Source organism: Mesorhizobium sp. B2-7-1 (assembly GCF_006440735.1).
Classification (GTDB): domain Bacteria; phylum Pseudomonadota; class Alphaproteobacteria; order Rhizobiales; family Rhizobiaceae; genus Mesorhizobium.
Genome location: NZ_VFUA01000089.1, coordinates 1 through 18,388 on the forward strand (window position 1 = coordinate 1; position 18,388 = coordinate 18,388).

The following is an 18,388-nucleotide window of genomic DNA, read 5'->3' on the forward strand; positions in this document are numbered from 1 at the left end:
GCAGCGCCTACGATCAAAGTTACGGAGTGGATCCTCGGGTCTGCGCCGCGTCGCTTCGCTCCTTGCTCCGCCCGTGGATGACGATCGCGATGGGCGTTTCGGCCAATCCCCAACGCATGCCACTTGCCAACGCAAACAGAGCCGACCGGTCAAAATCCCTGTGCGGTGCCACTAGGCGTTCGACCTGATTGCGCCGCAGCGCGATGGAAAGCTTTAAATTCCGGGGAAACGGCGCCCCGAAGCAGCCGCACCCGTGATCGAAAGTCAAACGTCGGCGAGGTCGCCCAGCGCTTCAATCAAAGGCTGGATCTCACTCTCGTAATTCTTCCAGCGCTTCACGGACGATTTGTAGATCGGCTGACGAACCTGCCAGCGGCTGGGCGTGGTGACGGCCCCTTCCCTATCGAAGAAGCGCAGGCATGCGTCGTCCCAAGGCAGGCCGAGATGATCTATGAGCCGGCGCGACTGTGCCTCTTGATCCTCGACAAGCGTCTCATAGCGATTTTCAAAGATACGGCCCGGGAAAACCTCGTTCCAGTGACGCATCAAGCGGTCATATTCGCGATAGTACAGGCCGAGTGCCCGCAGGGCTGCATTGTAGCTGTGTGCCGGGCTGAAGGGCAGGACATAGCATGAGACGCAATTGTCGATGGCATCGCGGCGGCAGTGAATGATGCGCGCATTGGGAAACAGAAGAGCGATAAGACCGACCAGCTCAAAATTATGCGGCTGCTTGTCGACGATTCGGAGCGCAGCGGGCGCCCGCTCCCGGAGGTAGGACAGATGCTCGTCGGCCAGTGTCCTGGTCAGTTCCGGTGTAAGGGAATGGATGGGCTTGCTCAAATCTTCAGCCGACGATTTGAGGTCGATTGCGTTTGCCACCCGCCTTAGTTTTTCAAGTTCTCCCGCGCCGTGAACCCCTGGATGACTGGCCAGGATCTGTTCCGTCAGCGTCGTTCCGGAACGGGGCATGCCAACGACGAACACGGGGAGATCGGAACCGTTGCCAAAGCCGGACGCGGCGGTAAACAGGCCCGGCGTGAAGATTTCAATCATCGAGTCTACGAAACGGCGATACTGATCGATGTCGAACCTGTGGCCGGCGGCCTGCTTGGCCTTGTTGAAATGGTCGAATGCTTCCGCGTAGCGCTTGAGGTCGTTCAGCACTTTACCGGCGGCGTAGTGAAGGCTCTGCACGCCCTCCGCCTTAAGCCCCGGACGGTCGAGTTCGCGAACGATCGATTGGAGCTCCGGGGGCTCTTCGGTAAACTTCCGGGTCTGCACGAGATCGTAATAAGCAGCCGCTGCGTCGACACGGCGTTCGATCGCCTCATTGAGATAGGCGCGGGCCTCGTCCATACGCCCGAGGCCAGTGAGCGTAGCAGCCATTCCGATCCGCGCCTTGGGGTGATCGCGGTTGATTTTCAGCGCCTTCTCGTAAAGCGGCAATGCCAAATCGGGCTTGTCGAACTGGGTGTAAACACGCCCCAAGGCGCACAGGCCCTCCACAAGATTGGGCTGTATTTCCAAGGCGTGCTGGATGTATTTGATGGCGGCTGAGAATTCACTCAGCTTCGCATAGGCCTCGCCGAAGCTAAGGTGGTAGTATGCGTTTTTCGGCTCCTCGGCGACCGCGCGCGCGAAATAGCGCAGAGCCGCCTCGTCGTCATAGCCCAGACAAAGCGTGCCCATGATATACAGGGCCAGCGGATGGTTCGGCGTCCGCGCCAGCACTTCAAGGCATAAGTCCTGTGCTTCGCCAAGCCGTTTGGCTTGTTGAAGCTCATAGGCTTTCTTCAGCAACGCATCATTGGCCTGCGCGCGCGCGAACGAATTTGTCTTCGGCGGAGCTGGCTGTGGCGGGCTTGCCTGGGGCCGTCCGGGTTTCGGCGCAGCGCCGGATTTGAGGTGTTTTGACCAGGCGGGCGGCAAACGATTGTTCATCGCATCTGCTAGCAATAAGCACTGATGGAATCCAGTCAAAGCTCGGTGGGCAGCGAGCCTGCCGTTCAAATATCCGCGAGGTCGCCAAGCGCCTCTATCAGCGGCCGAATTTCATTTTCATAGTTTTTCCAGCGCTTGACGGACGACTTGTAGATCGGCTGCCGAACCTGCCAGCGGCTCGCCGTGGTGACCGAGCCCTCCCTGTCGAAGAAGCGCAGGCACGCATCATCCCAGGGCAACCCGATATAATCGATAAGGCGGCGTGATTGCGCTTCCTGGTCCTCAACGAGCGTTTCGTAACGATTTTCGAAGATGCGGCCCGGAAGCACCTCGTTCCAATGCCGCATCAAGCGGTCGTATTCGCGATAGTAGAGGCCGAGGGTTTTCAGATCATCGCTGTAGCTGTGATAACCGTTGAAGGGCAGAACGAAGCAGGAAATGCAGTTGTCGATGGCATCGCGACGGCAGTGAATGATGCGAGCCTTGGGAAAGAGCAAGGCGATAAGGCCGATCAGCTCAAAATTGTGCGGCATCTTGTCGACGATGCGCAGCGCCGTGGCTGACCGTTTTGCGAGATAAGACAAATGCTCGGTGGCGAGCGTTTTCGACAGTTCCGGCGTGATCGAATCGACAAGACGGTTCAACTTTTCGGCCAAGGCGGGCTTGAGGCCGAGGGCGTTCGCGACGCGCCCCAATTTGGAAAGCTCCCCCGCGCCATAGACGTCGGGATGACTGGCCAGGATTTGTTCCGTCAGCGTCGTTCCCGAGCGGGGCATGCCGACCACGAAAACCGGCACCTCGGAGGGATTGCCAAAGCTGTGTTCGGCGGCGGCAAACAACCCCGGTGTGAAGAGCTCGATCAGCGCGTCGACCCACCGACGATACCGGTCGATGTCGAATGGTTGAGAGGCCTGCTTCGCCTTCCGGAAATGATCGAACGCTTCATCATAGCGTTTAAGATCATTCAGCACTTTGCCGGCGGCATGGTGGAGCAGCCGAGCGTCGTCCGGTCCGAGTTTCGCATTGGCAAGTTCACGAAGAATGGAGCGGAGTTCCGGAGGCTCGTCGGTGAATTTCCGCGTCTGCGTAAGATGATAATAGGCGCTCGGCAGGTCGCTACGCCGCTCTATTGCCTGGTTCAGACAGGCGGCGGCTTCATCCATGCGGCCCACGCTGCTAAGGGCATTGGCTAGCCCCACTCTGATCTCGGGATGATCGGGGTCGACTTTCAGCGCTCTCTCGTAGAGCGGCAAAGCCAGATCCGGCTTATCGGATTCCACATAAGCGCGTCCCAAGGCACAGAGGGCCGCGACGAGGTCGGGCTGCAGCTCCACGGCGTATCGCATATGCTCGATCGCCGGCGAGTGTTCGCCGACCTTAAGATAGGCCTCGCCCAGGCTGAGATGATAATAGGTGTTGCGCGGCTCCTCCGCGATGGCGCGGGCGAAATATTGCAACGCCGTCTCGTCGTCATAACCCAGAGATATGGTTCCCATCATAAAAAGGGCGCGCGGGTGGTTCGGCGTGCGCGCCAGAACCTGCAGGCACAGATCCTGAGCCTGCTTCAGGCGCTTGGCCTGCTTATGCTCAAAAGCCTGCTTCAGCAGCAGGTCGTCCGACTGCGCGTGTGCGTCCGGCCTCGAAGGATTCGCTTGCGGCAATCCGGGTCTGAGCGCCGGAGCGGACGGCTTGGATACCGGGCCGGACTTTATATGTTTGGCCCAGGCGGGCGGCAGACGGTTGTTCATGGCGCTTCGCTAGCAAAAGAAGCTGTCGGAATCCAGCCCGCGCAAGACCGTGCCCCGGTGACGGGTCCCCTGCCCAGCTTGCACCGGCCGGGGGATCACGCTAGCAAGAACGCCCCTTCCACGCGAGCTTTTGCCATGCGCCAGCGCCCTTCCCTCACGCCCATCATCGGCGCGCTTCCCACCACCGTGCCGTTCGTCGGCCCGGAGGCGCAGGAGCGCGATCGCGGCCGGCCTTTCCGCGCCCGCATCGGCGCCAATGAAAGCAGTTTCGGGCCTTCGCCGCGCGTCATCGCCCGTATGGAGAGCGTCGCCCGCGACCAGTGGATGTATTGCGATCCCGACAATTACGAGCTGAAGGTGGCGGCTGCCGCGCATCACGGCGTGGCCGTCGAAAACGTGGTCGTGGGCGAAGGCATCGACGGCCTGCTCGGCCTGGTGGCGCGCATGTATGTCGGCCCCGGCGACGCCGTGGTCACCTCGCTCGGCGCCTACCCCACCTTCAATTTCCATATCGCCGGCGTCGGCGGCTGCCTGGTGACGGTGCCCTATGCCGACGACAAGGAGGACCTGGGCGGGCTTCTCGCCAAGGTCGCGAGCGAAAAGGCGCCGCTGGTCTATCTCTCCAATCCCGACAATCCGATGGGAAGCTGGTGGGAGGCGCCGGATGTCGTGCGCTTCATCGAAGCACTGCCGGAAACCACCATGCTGGTGCTCGACGAGGCCTATGGCGAGCTGGGACCGGCCTCGGCACTGCCCGCGATCGATGTCGCGCGGCCGAACGTCATCCGCATGCGCACCTTCTCCAAGGCTTACGGCCTGGCCGGCATACGCTGCGGCTACGCCGTGGCTGAGGCGGAGGTGATCCGCGACTTCGAGAAGATCCGCAACCATTACGGCGTCAGCCGCATGGCGCAGGTCGCCGGTCTCGAGGCGCTTGCCGACCAGGACTACCTGCGTTCGGTGGTGGCGCGCGTGGCGGCAGGCCGCGAGCGCATTTCAACCATCGCCAGGCAGAACGATCTCAAGCCACTGCCTTCGGCAACGAATTTCGTCACCATCGACTGCGGCCGCGACGGCGCCTTCGCGCTGAAAGTGATGCAGAATCTTTTGTCGCGCGACGTGTTCATCCGCAAGCCGATGGTGCCAGTGCTCGACCGCTGCGTCAGGGTCAGCGTCGGCCTCGACCATGAGCTCGACATCTTCGCCGAGGAACTGCCGGGCGCGCTGGCGGCGGCGCGGGGGAACTGACCAAACCCTGGCCTATAGGTCTGCTCCCCCGGGGACAGATTGGGCAATTCATAGTCCTGCGGCTGCCAGCAGGCGTGTCGCGCGGTTCAGCGCATCGGAAAGCTCCGCGGCTTGCCTGTCCTCGAGCTTGACGATCAGGCGGGCGAGATCGCGGTTCGTCGCCGCCTCGAGATCAGCCAGCGCGGCCTTGCCCCGCGTGGTCAGCGCAAGAACGGGCTGCCCGTTCTCCGGGCCATCGCGCATCTCGGCCAGGCCAATGGCGGTGCATTTGCGAAGGACCCTCATGAGATAGGCAGGGCGAGGTTGAGTTCGCCGGCCAACTCCGACGCCACTGGCGCGAGATCGAGATGAAACATGCGCGCCAGGAAACCGGCTCGAGCGCCGACACGCCGAGGCTTGCGCCCGAGCTCGAACAGCACGCGGGCTTCGGCCAGCGTGTAAGGGCTCTGCATCAAGGTCTCATCGAGCAGCCCAACCAGGCCGGTATAGAACCGGTTGAAGCGACGAATCTCATGAACCAGGGCTTCGTGCGGCATGCTGACCTCCTTGGAGAAATTGCATCCGATAATTCCCTCATTGGTTGACTGAGTCAATTATCCAATCGAGGGAACTGCTGCCTCAAACCGATTGCATTTCACCCCTCGTGCTCCAGATTGATGGAGACGATTCTGGAGCGGACGAATGCAGGGTGAGCAAAGAGCCGTTCGGGTGCACATTTCCGGCAAGGTTCAAGGTGTGAGCTACCGTGTCTGGACGCGTGGCGAAGCCATGCGTCTCGGGCTTACAGGTTGGGTTCGCAACGAACGCGACGGTTCGGTCACCGCGCTGATTACCGGCGCCGATGCCGCCGTCACGACGATGATCGAACGCCTATGGCAAGGACCGCGGGGCGCGCTCGTCTCGAAGGTCGAGATCGAGGAATCGGCCGACGACGCGCCGGTGGATTTCAGGATCATCATCTAGCCTCATCTCGCCTCCGCAACCCAGAAAGAGCGTATGTGGCATCTTGAATTAATTGAACGTTCGTTTTATTAATGCTGCTGGAGGCGAACATGGCGCGCACCACAGGTTCCGACGGGGGAAAAACCGAAGCGGCCGTCCGCGAGGCGGCGGTCAGCCTGATCGCGCGCCTCGGCTACGAGGCGATGTCGATGCGGCAGCTGGCGGCGGAGGTCGGCGTGCAGGCGGCCGCGCTCTACCGTTACTTCCCGACCAAGGAAGACCTGCTGTTCACCTTGATGCGAGAGCATATGGAAGGTCTGCTCAAGGCTTGGGAAACGGCGCGGCCGACGGGCGCTGATCCGGTCACCCGGCTGGCCGCCTATGTCGAGAACCACATCGCCTTCCATATCGAGCGACGCCACGCCACCCATGTCTCCAATATGGAGTTGCGAAGCCTCTCGCATGAAAGACTGACGCAGGTCCTCAAGATGCGCACGGCCTATGAGAAGGAGCTGCGCGCGATCCTGCGCGACGGCGCCGAAACCGACGCTTTCGAGATCGACGATACGGGCCTGACAGCCATGGCGCTGATCCAGATGATGACCGGCGTCATCGTCTGGTTCCGGCCGGGCGAGCGGCTGTCGATCGCTGAAGTCACGGCATCATATCTTTCGATGACAATGCGCCTGGTCGGCGCGACAATCAGCCATGGCACCGCACGTCCTTCCGGGCGCGCCGGGGACGCCGTGGCACTCTGATACAGGCATGATCCCCGCGAAGACCGGGGCGTGCGCAGGGAGGAACGGCATGTACACGAATACGCTCAGTTTCGGACTTGATCCCGACATCGAAGCGCTGCGCGATACCGTGCGTCGCTTCGCCCAGGACAGGATCGCGCCGATCGCGGCGGAGATCGACCGCTCCAACGAGTTTCCCGCGCATCTCTGGGCCGAACTCGGCGCGCTCGGCCTGCTCGGCATCACCGCCGATCCGGATTTCGGCGGAACCGGCATGAACTATCTCGCGCATGTCGTGGCAATGGAGGAGATTTCACGCGCATCGGCCTCGGTCGGCCTCTCCTACGGCGCGCACTCGAACCTCTGCGTCAACCAGATCAACCGCTGGGCCACTCCGGCGCAGAAGGAGAAGTACCTGCCTGCCCTTTGCGCGGGCGAAACGGTCGGCGCGCTGGCGATGTCGGAACCGGGCGCCGGCTCGGACGTGGTGTCGCTCAGGCTGCGCGCCGAAAAGCGCAACGACCGCTATGTGCTCAACGGCTCGAAAATGTGGATCACCAACGGCCCCGACGCCGGAACGATGGTGGTCTATGCCAAGACCGATCCGGAACGCCATTCGCGCGGCATCACCGCTTTCATCGTCGAAAAGGCGATGGCCGGCTTTTCAGTCGCGCAGAAGCTCGACAAGCTCGGCATGCGCGGCTCCAACACCGGCGAGCTCGTCTTCGAAAATGTCGAGGTGCCGTTCGAGAATGTGCTGCATGAGGAAGGGCGCGGCGTCGAGGTGCTGATGTCGGGGCTCGACTATGAACGCACCGTGCTTTCCGGAGGCCCGATCGGGCTGATGGCGGCCTGCCTCGACGTCGCTGTGCCTTACGTGCACGAGCGCAAGCAGTTCGGCCAGCCGATCGGGACGTTCCAGCTGGTGCAGGGCAAGCTCGCCGACATGTACTCGACCATGAACGCCGCGCGGGCCTATGTCTATGCGGTGGCGGCCGCCTGCGACCGCGGCGAGACCACGCGCAAGGACGCCGCCGGCTGCGTGCTCTTCGCGGCGGAGAAAGCGACGCAGATGGCGCTCGACGCGATCCAGCTTCTCGGCGGCAACGGCTATATCAACGACTACCCGACGGGACGGCTGCTGCGCGACGCCAAGCTCTATGAGATCGGCGCCGGCACCAGCGAGATCCGCCGCTGGCTGATCGGCCGGGAGATCATGGCGGAGGGGGTTTAGTGAGCTCTGCTCGTCACCTTCGTCGAGCTTTCATCGACCCGCTTGCGGGCCGCCTCGGCGAGCGTGTCAGAAACCCACTGGTTGATCGATTTTCCATCGCTGGCCGCTGCTTTGCCAAGCAAGGCATGGATTTCCGGCGTCGTGCGGAGAGCGAGCTTGCCGGAATAGGGTTTTTGCGGATCGACGCCGCGCTCTTTGCAAAAGGCAAGATAGTCGTCGACGCTGTCGTGGAACGATTTCACCAGTTCCTCAGCCGTCTCGGCCTCAAAGGTAACGATGTCGCGAATGCCAAGGATGCGGCCATGGAAGACCATATCCTCGTCGTCGAACTCGATCGAACCGGCATATCCCTTGTAAAGCTTCATGGCCTTATTCCAACGTTCGTCAAAAATTCTCTGATATCCTTGACCGCCCACCTCTCGGTATCGGGCGACGGATGCGGCCGGTGCAGGAACAGCGTTTGGCCGGATATTGTGAAACGGACCCGCGAACCACTGCCTTCCGAAACCTCAGCTCCAAGCGCGATCAGCAACGCCTCAACATCTCGCCACTTAATCGAGGCGCTGACCGGGTTCGCAAATATTTTGTCCAGTGTCAGCCGGTGCGCTGCTTTCATGGCTTTCGCCCTCCCCAATAGAATACCTTTGTGGTCAGCTCCTCTGGGGTTAGGGCGAGAGCCCCGACGTGATACTAAAATATGATATCATTTGAGGTTCGTCAATGCCTGCCTTGACCTCCCAGATCTCCCCCTCCTCCGACACTTTCCGCGCCAATGCCGAGCGCATGCGCGCGCTCGTTGCCGACATTGCCGAGAAGGCGGCAAGCGTCGAGCGCGGCGGCTCCGATGAAGCCCGCGAACGCCACGTCTCGCGCGGCAAGCTTCTGCCGCGCGAGCGGCTGGCGCAACTGCTCGACGCCGGCTCGCCCTTCCTCGAGGTCGGCCAGTTCGCGGCATGGTCGATGTATGGCGAGGACATTCCGTCGGCCGGCATCATCACCGGCGTCGGCCGCGTCGAAGGCCGGGAAGTGATGGTCGTCGTCAATGACGCGACGGTGAAGGGCGGCACCTATTATCCGCTGACGGTGAAGAAGCATCTGAGGGCGCAGGAGATCGCGCTGCAGAACAACCTGCCTTGCGTCTATCTGGTCGACTCAGGCGGCGCCAACCTGCCCAACCAGGACGAGGTCTTCCCCGACCGCGAGCATTTCGGCCGCATCTTCTACAACCAGGCCAACATGTCGGCGGCCGGCATCCCGCAGATCGCCTGCGTGATGGGTTCCTGCACGGCGGGCGGCGCCTATGTGCCGGCGATGTCGGACGAAACGATCATGGTGCGCAACCAGGCGACCATTTTTCTCGGCGGCCCGCCGCTGGTGAAGGCCGCCACCGGCGAGGATGTCAGCGCCGAGGAGCTTGGCGGCGCCGATGTGCACACAAGGCTTTCCGGCGTCGCCGACCACTACGCCATGGACGACGAACACGCCTTGGCGATTTGCCGGCGTATCATCAAGAACCTGAATCGCAACAAGGCCGTAAGCCTGAATTTGCAGAAGCCGATTCAACCGCTTTACGATCCGCAGGAACTCTACGGCATCGTGCCGACAGATCTGCGCCAGCCCTATGACGTGCGCGAGGTGATCGCGCGCCTCGTCGACGGTTCGGAGTTCGACGAGTTCAAGCAAAACTACGGCACGACTTTGGTCACCGGCTTCGCGCATCTGCACGGCATGCCGGTCGGCATCATCGGCAACAACGGCGTGCTGTTTTCCGAAAGCGCGCTCAAAGGCGCCCACTTCATCGAACTCTGCTGCCAGCGCGGCATTCCGCTGATCTTTTTGCAGAACATCACCGGCTTCATGGTCGGTCGAAAATACGAGGCCGGCGGCATCGCCAAGGACGGCGCCAAGCTGGTGATGGCGGTCGCCACCGCAAAAGTGCCAAAGCTCACAATCATCATCGGCGGCTCGTTCGGCGCCGGCAATTACGGCATGTGCGGCCGCGCCTATTCGCCCCGCTTCCTGTGGATGTGGCCCAACGCGCGCATCTCGGTGATGGGTGGCGAGCAGGCGGCCGCCGTGCTTGCCATGGTCAAGCGCGAAGGCATCGAGCGCAAGGGCGGTGCGTGGAGCGCCGAGGACGAGGCGAAGTTCAGGAAACCGATCCTGATGAAATACGAGCATGAGGGCCACCCGCTCTATTCCTCGGCCAGGCTCTGGGACGACGGCATCATCGATCCGGCCAAGACCCGCGACGTGCTGACGCTCAGCCTCTCGGCCGCGCTCAATGCCGGCGTCGAGGAGACGAAGTTCGGCGTGTTCAGGATGTGACGATGAGCGGCATCGGCGACAGGGTCCGCATACACACCGGCGACATCACCAGGCTTTCGGTAGACGCCATTGTGAACGCCGCCAATTCCTCGCTGCTCGGCGGCGGCGGCGTCGACGGCGCCATCCATCGCGCGGCCGGGCCGGAACTGGTTGCCGAATGCCGCATGCTCAACGGCTGCAAGACCGGCGACGCCAAGCTGACCAAGGGCTATCGCCTGCCGGCGCGCTACATCATCCACACGGTCGGGCCGGTCTGGCAAGGCGGCGGCCAGGGCGAGGCCGAGATGCTCGCCTCCTGCTATCGGCGCTCGCTTGAAATCGCGCGTGACCATGATTGCCACACGATCGCCTTTCCGGCGATCTCGACCGGTATTTACCGCTTCCCGAAAGAGGAAGCGACCGGGATCGCCGTCGGCACTGTAAGCGACTTCCTGCGGAGAAACACGGCGCCTGACGTCGTTACTTTCTGCTGCTTCGACGAGCATACGGCAGAATTATATCGGCGGACTATTGCCGCCCTGGGTCGGGATTGAACTTTATGAATGCAATCCTTCATTTTCTCACGAAAGTGCGAACTTGCAGATCGTGGCTGGCGACAGCCCGGAACATTCGCTATTTCTCATCCCGCATTATCCAATGGGGATGGGGAAAAAATGGAACTGAAATACACTCGGCGCGCGCCCGCTTCTATACTTCTGGCGTTGCTTATGCTCTCGGCGTCGACCGCGGCCATCGCCGGTTCCCTGGCGGGCAGCGTGGGCGACAAACGTTTCCCGCCACCTTTGTCGATGAATCCCAAGGACCAATGCACCAGCGCCTACAGGTCCTACGTCGCGGCGAGCGGCCATTCGGCTTATGCTACGACTTTCTATACGCGCGTGGTGGACCTCTATGTCGTCTGCGGCAAGGCGCTCAACGCGCCGTCCCAGAAGGCCGCGGAGGATGTCGCGCTGCGCAACTGCCAGGGCGGCCTGAAGAGGTGGCGGCTCAACACGGCGAGCGGCGGCTGCGCCATCGCGGCGTCGAAATAGGCAGACGCCTGCAGGACTGGCGCCGCCCAAGACAAAACCGGGAGGCTCCATGTTCGGCAAGATCCTGATCGCCAATCGCGGCGAGATCGCCTGTCGCGTCATCCGCACAGCCCGCAAGCTCGGCGTTCGCACCGTCGCCGTCTATTCGGATGCGGATGCCCGCGCCCTGCATGTCGAGATGGCAGACGAGGCAGTGCATATCGGCCTCTCGCCCGTCGGGGAAAGCTATCTGCGCGGCGACAGGATCGTCGCGGCGGCGCTTGCCACGGGCGCCGAGGCCATCCATCCCGGCTACGGCTTCCTGTCGGAAAACCCCGATTTCGTCGACCAGGTGACGGCGGCGGGCCTCGTCTTCATCGGTCCCTCCGCCGCCTCGATCCGCGCCATGGGATTGAAGGACGCCGCCAAGCGGCTGATGGAAGCGGCCGGTGTACCCGTTGTGCCCGGCTATCATGGCGAGGCGCAGGAGATCGTGCTGCTTGCTTCCAAGGCGCGCGAGATCGGCTACCCCGTCCTGATCAAGGCGCGCGCCGGGGGCGGCGGCAAGGGCATGCGTCGCGTCGACCACCCCGACGATTTCTCCGAAGCGCTGTCAGGCGCGCGACGCGAAGCGAAAGCGGCGTTCGGCGACGACCGTGTGCTGGTGGAAAAGTACGTCGACAAGCCGCGCCATATCGAGTGCCAAGTGTTCGGCGACAATTTCGGCAATGCCGTGCATCTTTTCGAACGCGACTGCTCGGCGCAGCGCCGCCACCAGAAGGTGATCGAAGAGGCGCCCGCCCCCGGCATGACACCGGCGCTGCGCAAGGCGATGACGGAGGCGGCCGTGAAGGCCGCCAAGGCGATCAATTATTCGGGCGCCGGCACGATCGAGTTCATCGTCGATGCCTCGCAGGGCCTCAAGGCCGACCGCTTCTGGTTCATGGAGATGAACACGCGGCTGCAGGTCGAGCACCCCGTCACCGAGATGGTCACCGGCGTCGACCTCGTCGAATGGCAGCTTCGCGTGGCATCCGGCGAAAAACTGCCGAAAACGCAAGGCGAGATCGCGCTTACCGGCCATGCTTTCGAGGCGCGCCTCTATGCCGAGGACGCCGCCAAGGGCTTCCTGCCGGCGACCGGCACGCTACATCATCTCAAATTCCCCTACGCGGCGCCGGAGGGCGCTCAGATGCGCATCGAGACCGGCGTGCGCGCCGGCGATGCGATCTCGCCTTTCTACGACCCGATGATCGCCAAGCTGGTGGTGCACGGCAAGGACCGGGCCACGGCGCTCGGCGCGCTGCGCGATGCCCTCAGCCGGACCGAAGTGGCCGGCTCGACCGTCAACACCGCCTTCCTGGCGGCGCTCGCCGCCGACGCCGATTTCGCGGCCGGCGACGTCGACACCGGTCTGATCGGCCGGCATCAGCAGGCGCTCACCGCCATTCCCGCGCCTGGCGACGAGACGATTGCGGCCGCGGCGCTTGCCGCGACGGACGCCGGCGCGCCGGGTCCAGCCGCCGACCCATGGTCCACGCTTTCAGGCTATGCGCATTTCCACACGCTCGCGCGCCGCATCCGCCTGCGCCATGGCGAGGAGAACATCCTGGCCAGGGTTTCGGCACGGCCGGACGGTCGCTTCCAGGTGGCGCTGGAGGCGCCGCACGACGCGGTGAACATGCATGATCTGAGGACCATGCCGCATGCCGCGCGCTGGCCGGGCCACGTCACCGTCTTCGAGGGTGCGGTCGGCTATACGTTCGCGGTCCCCGATCCGCTCGCCAAGGCAGACGAGGCGGGAGCCGCCGCAGGCAACTTGCGCGCGCCGATGCCGGGGCTGGTCAAGCTGGTGCGCGCCGCGGCGGGCGATGCCGTGATCAAGGGCCAACCGCTTCTGATCCTCGAGGCGATGAAGATGGAGCACACGATCGCCGCCCCGCATGACGGCGTGATCGCCGAGATCGCCGCCGAGGGCGCGCAGGTCAGCGACGGCACGGTGCTGGTGCGCTTCGCGGAGGACGGCCAGGGCTGAGCGCTCATTCGGTTGTCTCGTTAACGAGACAAAATAGAGAGGTATGGCGGGCCGGCGCCCCCTCGCCTGCACGTCAATGCCACAGCAGAAACGAAAATGGCCGGGACAATGCCCGGCCATTTCCTCGATTGCAGAACCGAATTACGGCTGGATCGGCGCGTATTTGCCGTCGTGCCACTGGTTGATGTCGTAGCTGGCGTTCTTCAGGTCGCCCTTCTCGTCGAAGATGACGTCGCCGACCACGGTGCTGATCGGCTTGCCGTCCTTGAGCGCCTCGGCGACCTTGGCCGGATCGTCGCTGCCGGCGCGCTTGACGCCCTCGGCCACGGCCTGGATCACGGCGTAGGAGAACAGCGTGAAGCCTTCAGGCGTGAAGCCGCCGGCCTTGATCTTGGCGACCGCATCCTTCGCTTCAGGCTTTGCCTGCGGATCCGACGGGAAGACGAACATGGTGCCTTCGCCGGCCGGGCCGGCAACCTGCCAGAATTCCGGCGAGGCGATCGAGTCCGGCATGATCAGCTGGAACTTGACGTTCTGCTCGGCCGCCTGGCGCAGGATCAAGCCCGCCTCCGGGTGATAGCCGCCGAAATAGACGACGTCGGCCTTGAGTTCCTTCAGCTTGGTGACGAGAGCCGAATAGTCCTTCTCGCCGGCATTGATGCCTTCATAGTCGACTTCCTTGAGGCCACCGGCATTCATCGTCGCCTTGACTGCATCGGCAACGCCCTGGCCGTAGGCGCTCTTGTCGTGCAGGACGACAACGTTCTTGCCGGCGTATTTCTTGGCGATCCACGGGCCGATGAAGGCGCCCTGCGCGTCGTCACGCGTGTAAAGGCGCATGATGGTCGGCCAGCCGGCCTTGGCCGCGGCATCGGTCAGCACCGGGTTGGACGAGGCCGGGCTCATCATCAGCGTGCCGGCTTCGGCATAGACGGCCGAGGCCGGAATGCTCGAGCCCGAGCAGGCATGGCCGTCGACGAACTTGACGCCGTTGGCGACGATGCGGTTGGCGACCGAAACCGCCTGCTTCGGATCGCACTGGTCGTCCTCGATGTCGAGCTTGATCTGGGAGCCGTTGATGCCGCCCGCCGCGTTGATGGCGTCGGCGGCAGCCTGCGCGCCCTGCTTGAACTGGTCACCGATGGTGGCGAGCTGGCCGGTCATCGGGCCGACCACCGAAATGGTGATGTCGTCGGCGAAGGCAACCGGGGCGCTCATCATCAGGCCAAATGCGGCCGCGCTCAAAATACCCAATTTTTTCATGACTATAAGAACTCCTCCACTTACGCGCGGCCGTCCGGCCGGCGCTTCTTCACAGAGCCGGGACAATTTCACCCTTCGCTGAAACTGTCGAGAGGACAATTCAGAAGGTTTTGGTTCATTCCGGTGAGGATTTCTTGGGCCACGCGGCTGATTACCAAGCGTAATGCAAAAAGCCGCGCCGACCTTGTTTCGGTCGGTCGCGGCTTTTGCAGTCGAGCTCCCCGGACGCCCCCGCGCCTGAAACCCGCTCGCTTCCCTGTTTCTAGTGGACCATGATCTTATCCGAAAACCGGACTCCAGTTTTCGGGGCCATGGTCAGCACGGCTTGAGGTTCGTTGGCCTGCCGCGTTCTTGGTCTTGTCTAATGGCCGTCTTGTTGCGGCGTTGTCCCCTGAACCCTTCGGACTGATCCCCCAGGATCAGTGCATTGTCATCCATTCGCGCGCTTCGCGCAGCGCCCGGGCGATCTCGGGCTTCGACATCGAGGACGACAATTCCGAGCGCAGTTCGGCGGCGCGGGCCGAGCCCTTGATCGCGGCGATGTTGAACCATTTGTGGGCGGCGACGACGTCGGTCTCGCAATCGCGGCCGGTCGCATACATCATGCCCAGTTCGAAAAGAATGTCGGCCTGGGCGGTTGCCCCCATGGCGCCGAAGCCGTCTTCAAGCATTTCAAAGCGTGCCATTTCAATCCCCTGTCTGGCTCCCGAGAGCTGCCTCCTTTTCCCCCGGTGTCCCTCGGGGCGAGCCGCTCTTTCGATGCTTTCGAGGATGACGGCTGGCCTTGAATCCGTCGTTAAATGGCGTGCTTAATTTGAGGAAAACAAAGCTAAAACAAGAGGTAAACGCGAAAAACCGTTAAGCATGGGAATCCAGCGTTTCAGCCCTTTTGCATCAAATTCGATGAAAATTGCCGCGAGCGGAATCAAGACTTCGCTAACCACGGAAACCGAAGCGTTTTTCCAGTCGCGTTTATTTTCAGCCGCACGAGTGGCGAAAATCCTTGCAACCTTCCCTGGCGGCACCGCTTTTGTTTTGGCGGGAGCTGGATTAGCTTTACCTTTGCGTAAGGGGCAGACGGGCGGATCGGAGCCCACCGCAACCCCATAGGGAGGAGGACAAGATGTTTCGAAAGATGAGCCTGGCCCTGGCGGCCACCTTGATCATGGCGGGTGCCGCCTGGGCCGACCCGATCGAAGGCAGTTGGAAGACGCAATCCGGCGAGACGGCGACGATCGGCGGCGGCGGCTCGTTTTCCATCACGCTCAAGACCGGCAAATATGCCGGCAAGACGATCGGCTCGCTGAAGGCGGCCGGCGACAACAAATATGCCGGCAACATCACCGACCCGGCGAATGACAAGACCTATTCCGGCAAGGCGACCCTTACAGGCACCACGCTCAAGATGAGCGGTTGCGTGCTCGGCGGCCTGATCTGCAAGAGCCAGACCTGGCACAAGCTCTGATCGCCACATTCCGGATCGTCCAAACGGGGCCAAAGCGGCCCCGTTTGTTTTTGGAGCGGCAGCGCTCCCCCGGACCGCGCTGTGGCACCGGCGCCCGTTCAAACTCTCGTCAATCAATTTGAACCGCAGATGAATACCGGTCTCAGAACCGGTTCAGAGGCATTCCGGCATTCTCTCCCGCATTGAAGGAGAGAGAAATGCTTGCCCGTCGCTTCACCATCGTCTGCCTGCTGATGAGCCTGTTCGGCATGTTCTTCGCCATCCTGGTGGCGGAGGCCGGCCATTCGACCCGCTCGTGGGAACGGCCGACGGCTTCATTTCCGGCGCCGTGAACCAAGTGAAGCGCTGAAACGACAAAGCCAAGAAGCAACCAAGCTGAATTTCGGGACACCACCAAAATGAACCGCATCACCGCCACCGCAACGAATATCCTCAAGCTGCTGCCGCGGGCGACGCTCATCCTGATGCTGCTCGCCGCCCCGGTGCTGGCGGTGCCGATGATGCGCGCCAATACGGGCAACACGATCGAGGCGCCGGCGCACAAGAACACCAGCGTGGGCTTTGTGTTGCTGATCAGCCTGCAGCGCGGGTAAGGTATGCCGATATTCAGGTGATGCCGGCCTGCAAACGGCGGCTTCCTGCGCTTCCTGTGCTCACGTACTTCAAGTACGCTCCGCTCCGGTTCTCGGGAGCCACCATTTTCGACTCGGCCTGACCTGAATCTCAACTCACCTTGAATCTGAGCGACAAAAAATCTCGACTTGGATTGCCGTTCCCCCCGCCGACCCCTCCCAACCGCTCTTCCAAATCTCTATATTGAGCCATGGAAAAGCGAATCTACCCCCAAGCCATCGAATCGGTCGTCATGCCGGAGCCCTTCGGCAAGCAGAGCTTCCACGACGCCAAAAAGGCCGTCGCGGCGCTGCAGGCGCTCTACGACCGCAACACCAAATTCCTGCGCGATTCCTTCGCCGCGCTTGCCGCGGGAGGCGATGAGAGCAAGCGCTACCGGGCCTTCTATCCACAGATCGGCGTCACCACGACCTCGTTCAGCCAGGTCGACTCGCGCCAGGCCTATGGCCATATGCCGACGCCCGGCCATTTCGCGACCACGATCACCCAGCCACAACTGTTCGAGAATTATCTCGTCGAGCAGCTTCGGCTCATCATGCGCAATCACGGCGTGCAGGTAACCGTGTCGGAGTCGACCACGCCGATCCCGCTGCATTTCGCCTTCCTCGAAGGCACCTATGTCGACGGCGCGGCCGCCGAGCGCATCAAGCGGCCGATCCGGGACCTGTTCGACGTGCCGGATCTCGACGGCACCGACGACCAGATCGCCAACGGCACGTTCGAGGTGGCGTTTGGCGAGCCAAGGCCTTTGGCGCCGTTCACCGCGCAACGCATCGACTATTCGCTGCACCGCATGACGCATTACACGGCGACCAGCCCGCAGCATTTCCAGAATTTCGTGCTGTTCACCAACTACCAGTTCTACATCGACGAGTTCGTCGCGCGGGCCCGCGAATTGATGGCCGCCGGCGACAGCGGCTATGTCGAATTCGTGGAACCCGGCAATGTCGTGACCCAGAACGGGGCAACGGTTCCGGAAGGCACGCCGCCGCAGCGCCTGCCGCAGATGCCGGCCTATCACCTGAAGAAACCCGGCCATGGCGGCATCACCATGGTCAATATCGGCGTCGGCCCTTCCAACGCCAAGACGATCACCGACCATATCGCGGTGCTGAGGCCGCATGCCTGGGTCATGCTCGGCCATTGCGCGGGCCTGCGCAACACACAGGCGCTGGGCGACTATGTGCTGGCGCATGCCTATGTGCGCGAGGACCATGTGCTGGACGACGACCTGCCGGTCTGGGTGCCGATCCCGCCGCTGGCGGAAATCCAGGTGGCGCTGCAGGAAGCGGTCGCCGAAGTCACCGGCCTTTCCGGCTACGACCTCAAGCGCATCATGCGCACGGGCACCGTCGCCACCATCGACAACCGAAACTGGGAACTGCGCGACCAGCGCGGACCGGTGCAGCGCCTGTCGCAGTCGCGCGCCATCGCGCTCGACATGGAATCGGCCACCATCGCCGCCAACGGCTTCCGCTTCCGCGTGCCCTACGGGACGCTTTTGTGCGTCTCCGACAAGCCGCTGCACGGCGAATTGAAGCTGCCCGGCATGGCGACCGAGTTCTACAAGCGGCAGGTGGCGCAGCATCTCACCATCGGCATCAGGGCGATGGAGAAGCTGGCCGAGATGCCGATGGAGCGGCTGCATTCGCGCAAGCTCAGAAGCTTTTCGGAGACGGCGTTCCAGTAGCCGCGCGCCAGCGAGGCAATCGGTCGTCTTGCTTGGGCCCCAATTTGGCCGATAAGCGGTCCGAACGGTTGACCTGGAGCAATTTCAGGAAAAGTGCGAAGCGGTTTTCCG

The 18,388-nt window shown here is 62.6% G+C and carries 21 protein-coding genes; 12 read left to right on the forward strand and 9 right to left on the reverse strand.

All coding sequences use genetic code 11. From position 1 onward, the window contains the following. Positions 1-264 precede the first annotated feature (264 nt). Together FJ471_RS25840 and FJ471_RS25845 are read right to left on the reverse strand one after the other, a co-directional pair. Entirely contained in the window at positions 265-1,944 is a 1,680-nt protein-coding gene (locus tag FJ471_RS25840) for a sulfotransferase (protein WP_140807559.1), read from the reverse strand. Positions 1,945-2,009: 65 nt separating this feature from the next. Then, positions 2,010-3,692, reverse strand: a complete 1,683-nt coding sequence (locus FJ471_RS25845) for a sulfotransferase (protein ID WP_140807560.1) — start codon at positions 3,690-3,692, stop codon at positions 2,010-2,012. Positions 3,693-3,827: 135 nt separating this feature from the next. On the opposite strand from FJ471_RS25845, the gene FJ471_RS25850 reads away from it, so the two are divergent. After that, positions 3,828-4,940, forward strand: coding sequence for a pyridoxal phosphate-dependent aminotransferase (locus tag FJ471_RS25850; RefSeq protein ID WP_140807561.1), 1,113 nt, complete (start codon positions 3,828-3,830; stop codon positions 4,938-4,940). Positions 4,941-4,988: 48 nt separating this feature from the next. On the opposite strand, the gene FJ471_RS35390 is transcribed toward FJ471_RS25850, so the two are convergent. Both FJ471_RS35390 and FJ471_RS35395 read right to left on the reverse strand, forming a co-directional pair. Then, entirely contained in the window at positions 4,989-5,225 is a 237-nt protein-coding gene (locus FJ471_RS35390) for a hypothetical protein (protein WP_246684833.1), read from the reverse strand. Further along, a complete protein-coding gene (locus FJ471_RS35395; RefSeq protein WP_246684834.1) occupies positions 5,222-5,476 on the reverse strand; it encodes a hypothetical protein in 255 nt (84 codons plus the stop codon). The genes FJ471_RS35390 and FJ471_RS35395 overlap by 4 nt, the downstream gene beginning before the upstream one ends. Positions 5,477-5,621: 145 nt before the next feature. On the opposite strand from FJ471_RS35395, the gene FJ471_RS25860 reads away from it, so the two are divergent. From FJ471_RS25860 to FJ471_RS25870, 3 genes are all read left to right on the forward strand, one after another. After that, the gene (locus FJ471_RS25860; RefSeq protein WP_140807562.1) at positions 5,622-5,903 is read left to right on the forward strand and encodes an acylphosphatase; all 282 of its coding nucleotides are present in this window, start codon (positions 5,622-5,624) and stop codon (positions 5,901-5,903) included. An 89-nt stretch (positions 5,904-5,992) separates the two neighbouring features. Beyond that, positions 5,993-6,640, forward strand: a complete 648-nt coding sequence (locus FJ471_RS25865; RefSeq protein ID WP_140807563.1) for a TetR/AcrR family transcriptional regulator — start codon at positions 5,993-5,995, stop codon at positions 6,638-6,640. Between the two features lie 49 nt (positions 6,641-6,689). Next, positions 6,690-7,853, forward strand: a complete 1,164-nt coding sequence (locus FJ471_RS25870) for an isovaleryl-CoA dehydrogenase (RefSeq protein ID WP_140807564.1) — start codon at positions 6,690-6,692, stop codon at positions 7,851-7,853. On the opposite strand, the gene FJ471_RS25875 is transcribed toward FJ471_RS25870, so the two are convergent. Both FJ471_RS25875 and FJ471_RS25880 read right to left on the reverse strand, forming a co-directional pair. After that, on the reverse strand, positions 7,850-8,218 hold the full coding sequence (locus FJ471_RS25875; RefSeq protein WP_140807565.1) for a type II toxin-antitoxin system HicB family antitoxin: 369 nt from the start codon (positions 8,216-8,218) through the stop codon (positions 7,850-7,852). The two genes, FJ471_RS25870 and FJ471_RS25875, sit on opposite strands and share 4 nt — an antisense overlap. Further along, on the reverse strand, positions 8,215-8,469 hold the full coding sequence (locus FJ471_RS25880) for a type II toxin-antitoxin system HicA family toxin (RefSeq protein WP_140807566.1): 255 nt from the start codon (positions 8,467-8,469) through the stop codon (positions 8,215-8,217). The genes FJ471_RS25875 and FJ471_RS25880 overlap by 4 nt, the downstream gene beginning before the upstream one ends. A gap of 104 nt (positions 8,470-8,573) precedes the next feature. Between FJ471_RS25880 and FJ471_RS25885 the strand changes: the two genes are divergently transcribed. The 4 genes from FJ471_RS25885 to FJ471_RS25900 all read left to right on the forward strand — a co-directional run bounded on the left by FJ471_RS25885 (position 8,574) and on the right by FJ471_RS25900 (position 13,226). Then, positions 8,574-10,181, forward strand: a complete 1,608-nt coding sequence (locus FJ471_RS25885; protein ID WP_140807567.1) for a carboxyl transferase domain-containing protein — start codon at positions 8,574-8,576, stop codon at positions 10,179-10,181. Between the two features lie 2 nt (positions 10,182-10,183). Further along, entirely contained in the window at positions 10,184-10,714 is a 531-nt protein-coding gene (locus FJ471_RS25890; RefSeq protein ID WP_140807568.1) for an O-acetyl-ADP-ribose deacetylase, read from the forward strand. A gap of 222 nt (positions 10,715-10,936) precedes the next feature. Next, positions 10,937-11,212 carry a hypothetical protein gene (locus tag FJ471_RS25895; protein ID WP_348643366.1) on the forward strand — a complete coding sequence of 92 codons (276 nt, stop codon included), beginning with the start codon at positions 10,937-10,939 and terminating at the stop codon, positions 11,210-11,212. Positions 11,213-11,261: 49 nt separating this feature from the next. Next, positions 11,262-13,226 carry an acetyl/propionyl/methylcrotonyl-CoA carboxylase subunit alpha gene (locus tag FJ471_RS25900; RefSeq protein WP_140807570.1) on the forward strand — a complete coding sequence of 655 codons (1,965 nt, stop codon included), beginning with the start codon at positions 11,262-11,264 and terminating at the stop codon, positions 13,224-13,226. 141 nt (positions 13,227-13,367) lie between these two features. Here FJ471_RS25900 and FJ471_RS25905 read toward each other — a convergent pair whose 3' ends face one another. The 3 genes from FJ471_RS25905 to FJ471_RS25915 all read right to left on the reverse strand — a co-directional run bounded on the left by FJ471_RS25905 (position 13,368) and on the right by FJ471_RS25915 (position 15,586). Continuing rightward, the gene (locus FJ471_RS25905) at positions 13,368-14,489 is read right to left on the reverse strand and encodes an ABC transporter substrate-binding protein (RefSeq protein ID WP_140807571.1); all 1,122 of its coding nucleotides are present in this window, start codon (positions 14,487-14,489) and stop codon (positions 13,368-13,370) included. A gap of 419 nt (positions 14,490-14,908) precedes the next feature. Then, positions 14,909-15,175: a sel1 repeat family protein gene (locus FJ471_RS25910; RefSeq protein WP_140807572.1), complete on the reverse strand. Its 267-nt coding sequence runs from the start codon at positions 15,173-15,175 to the stop codon at positions 14,909-14,911. A gap of 123 nt (positions 15,176-15,298) precedes the next feature. Further along, the gene (locus FJ471_RS25915; protein WP_140807573.1) at positions 15,299-15,586 is read right to left on the reverse strand and encodes a hypothetical protein; all 288 of its coding nucleotides are present in this window, start codon (positions 15,584-15,586) and stop codon (positions 15,299-15,301) included. A gap of 26 nt (positions 15,587-15,612) precedes the next feature. Between FJ471_RS25915 and FJ471_RS25920 the strand changes: the two genes are divergently transcribed. The 4 genes from FJ471_RS25920 (at position 15,613) to FJ471_RS25930 (ending at position 18,277) form a co-directional block, all read left to right on the forward strand. Next, positions 15,613-15,954 (forward strand): DUF2147 domain-containing protein, encoded by a 342-nt coding sequence (locus FJ471_RS25920; RefSeq protein WP_140807574.1) that lies wholly within the window; start codon positions 15,613-15,615, stop codon positions 15,952-15,954. A 197-nt stretch (positions 15,955-16,151) separates the two neighbouring features. Then, on the forward strand, positions 16,152-16,286 hold the full coding sequence (locus tag FJ471_RS35595) for a hypothetical protein (RefSeq protein WP_263498299.1): 135 nt from the start codon (positions 16,152-16,154) through the stop codon (positions 16,284-16,286). Positions 16,287-16,352: 66 nt separating this feature from the next. Then, on the forward strand, positions 16,353-16,547 hold the full coding sequence (locus tag FJ471_RS25925) for a hypothetical protein (RefSeq protein ID WP_140807575.1): 195 nt from the start codon (positions 16,353-16,355) through the stop codon (positions 16,545-16,547). Between the two features lie 272 nt (positions 16,548-16,819). Continuing rightward, the gene (locus FJ471_RS25930) at positions 16,820-18,277 is read left to right on the forward strand and encodes an AMP nucleosidase (protein ID WP_246684836.1); all 1,458 of its coding nucleotides are present in this window, start codon (positions 16,820-16,822) and stop codon (positions 18,275-18,277) included. The last annotated feature ends 111 nt before the right edge of the window (positions 18,278-18,388 follow it).

Bases quoted from the DNA above. Each gene is read 5' to 3' on its own strand.
- FJ471_RS25840 (WP_140807559.1), bottom strand. From the start codon at position 1,944: ATGAACAATCGTTTGCCGCCCGCCTGGTCAAAACACCTCAAATCCGGC.
- FJ471_RS25845 (WP_140807560.1), bottom strand. From the start codon at position 3,692: ATGAACAACCGTCTGCCGCCCGCCTGGGCCAAACATATAAAGTCCGGC.
- FJ471_RS25850 (WP_140807561.1), top strand. From the start codon at position 3,828: ATGCGCCAGCGCCCTTCCCTCACGCCCATCATCGGCGCGCTTCCCACC.
- FJ471_RS35390 (WP_246684833.1), bottom strand. From the start codon at position 5,225: ATGAGGGTCCTTCGCAAATGCACCGCCATTGGCCTGGCCGAGATGCGC.
- FJ471_RS35395 (WP_246684834.1), bottom strand. From the start codon at position 5,476: ATGCCGCACGAAGCCCTGGTTCATGAGATTCGTCGCTTCAACCGGTTC.
- FJ471_RS25860 (WP_140807562.1), top strand. From the start codon at position 5,622: ATGCAGGGTGAGCAAAGAGCCGTTCGGGTGCACATTTCCGGCAAGGTT.
- FJ471_RS25865 (WP_140807563.1), top strand. From the start codon at position 5,993: ATGGCGCGCACCACAGGTTCCGACGGGGGAAAAACCGAAGCGGCCGTC.
- FJ471_RS25870 (WP_140807564.1), top strand. From the start codon at position 6,690: ATGTACACGAATACGCTCAGTTTCGGACTTGATCCCGACATCGAAGCG.
- FJ471_RS25875 (WP_140807565.1), bottom strand. From the start codon at position 8,218: ATGAAGCTTTACAAGGGATATGCCGGTTCGATCGAGTTCGACGACGAG.
- FJ471_RS25880 (WP_140807566.1), bottom strand. From the start codon at position 8,469: ATGAAAGCAGCGCACCGGCTGACACTGGACAAAATATTTGCGAACCCG.
- FJ471_RS25885 (WP_140807567.1), top strand. From the start codon at position 8,574: ATGCCTGCCTTGACCTCCCAGATCTCCCCCTCCTCCGACACTTTCCGC.
- FJ471_RS25890 (WP_140807568.1), top strand. From the start codon at position 10,184: ATGAGCGGCATCGGCGACAGGGTCCGCATACACACCGGCGACATCACC.
- FJ471_RS25900 (WP_140807570.1), top strand. From the start codon at position 11,262: ATGTTCGGCAAGATCCTGATCGCCAATCGCGGCGAGATCGCCTGTCGC.
- FJ471_RS25905 (WP_140807571.1), bottom strand. From the start codon at position 14,489: ATGAAAAAATTGGGTATTTTGAGCGCGGCCGCATTTGGCCTGATGATG.
- FJ471_RS25910 (WP_140807572.1), bottom strand. From the start codon at position 15,175: ATGGCACGCTTTGAAATGCTTGAAGACGGCTTCGGCGCCATGGGGGCA.
- FJ471_RS25920 (WP_140807574.1), top strand. From the start codon at position 15,613: ATGTTTCGAAAGATGAGCCTGGCCCTGGCGGCCACCTTGATCATGGCG.
- FJ471_RS35595 (WP_263498299.1), top strand. From the start codon at position 16,152: ATGCTTGCCCGTCGCTTCACCATCGTCTGCCTGCTGATGAGCCTGTTC.
- FJ471_RS25925 (WP_140807575.1), top strand. From the start codon at position 16,353: ATGAACCGCATCACCGCCACCGCAACGAATATCCTCAAGCTGCTGCCG.
- FJ471_RS25930 (WP_246684836.1), top strand. From the start codon at position 16,820: ATGCCGGAGCCCTTCGGCAAGCAGAGCTTCCACGACGCCAAAAAGGCC.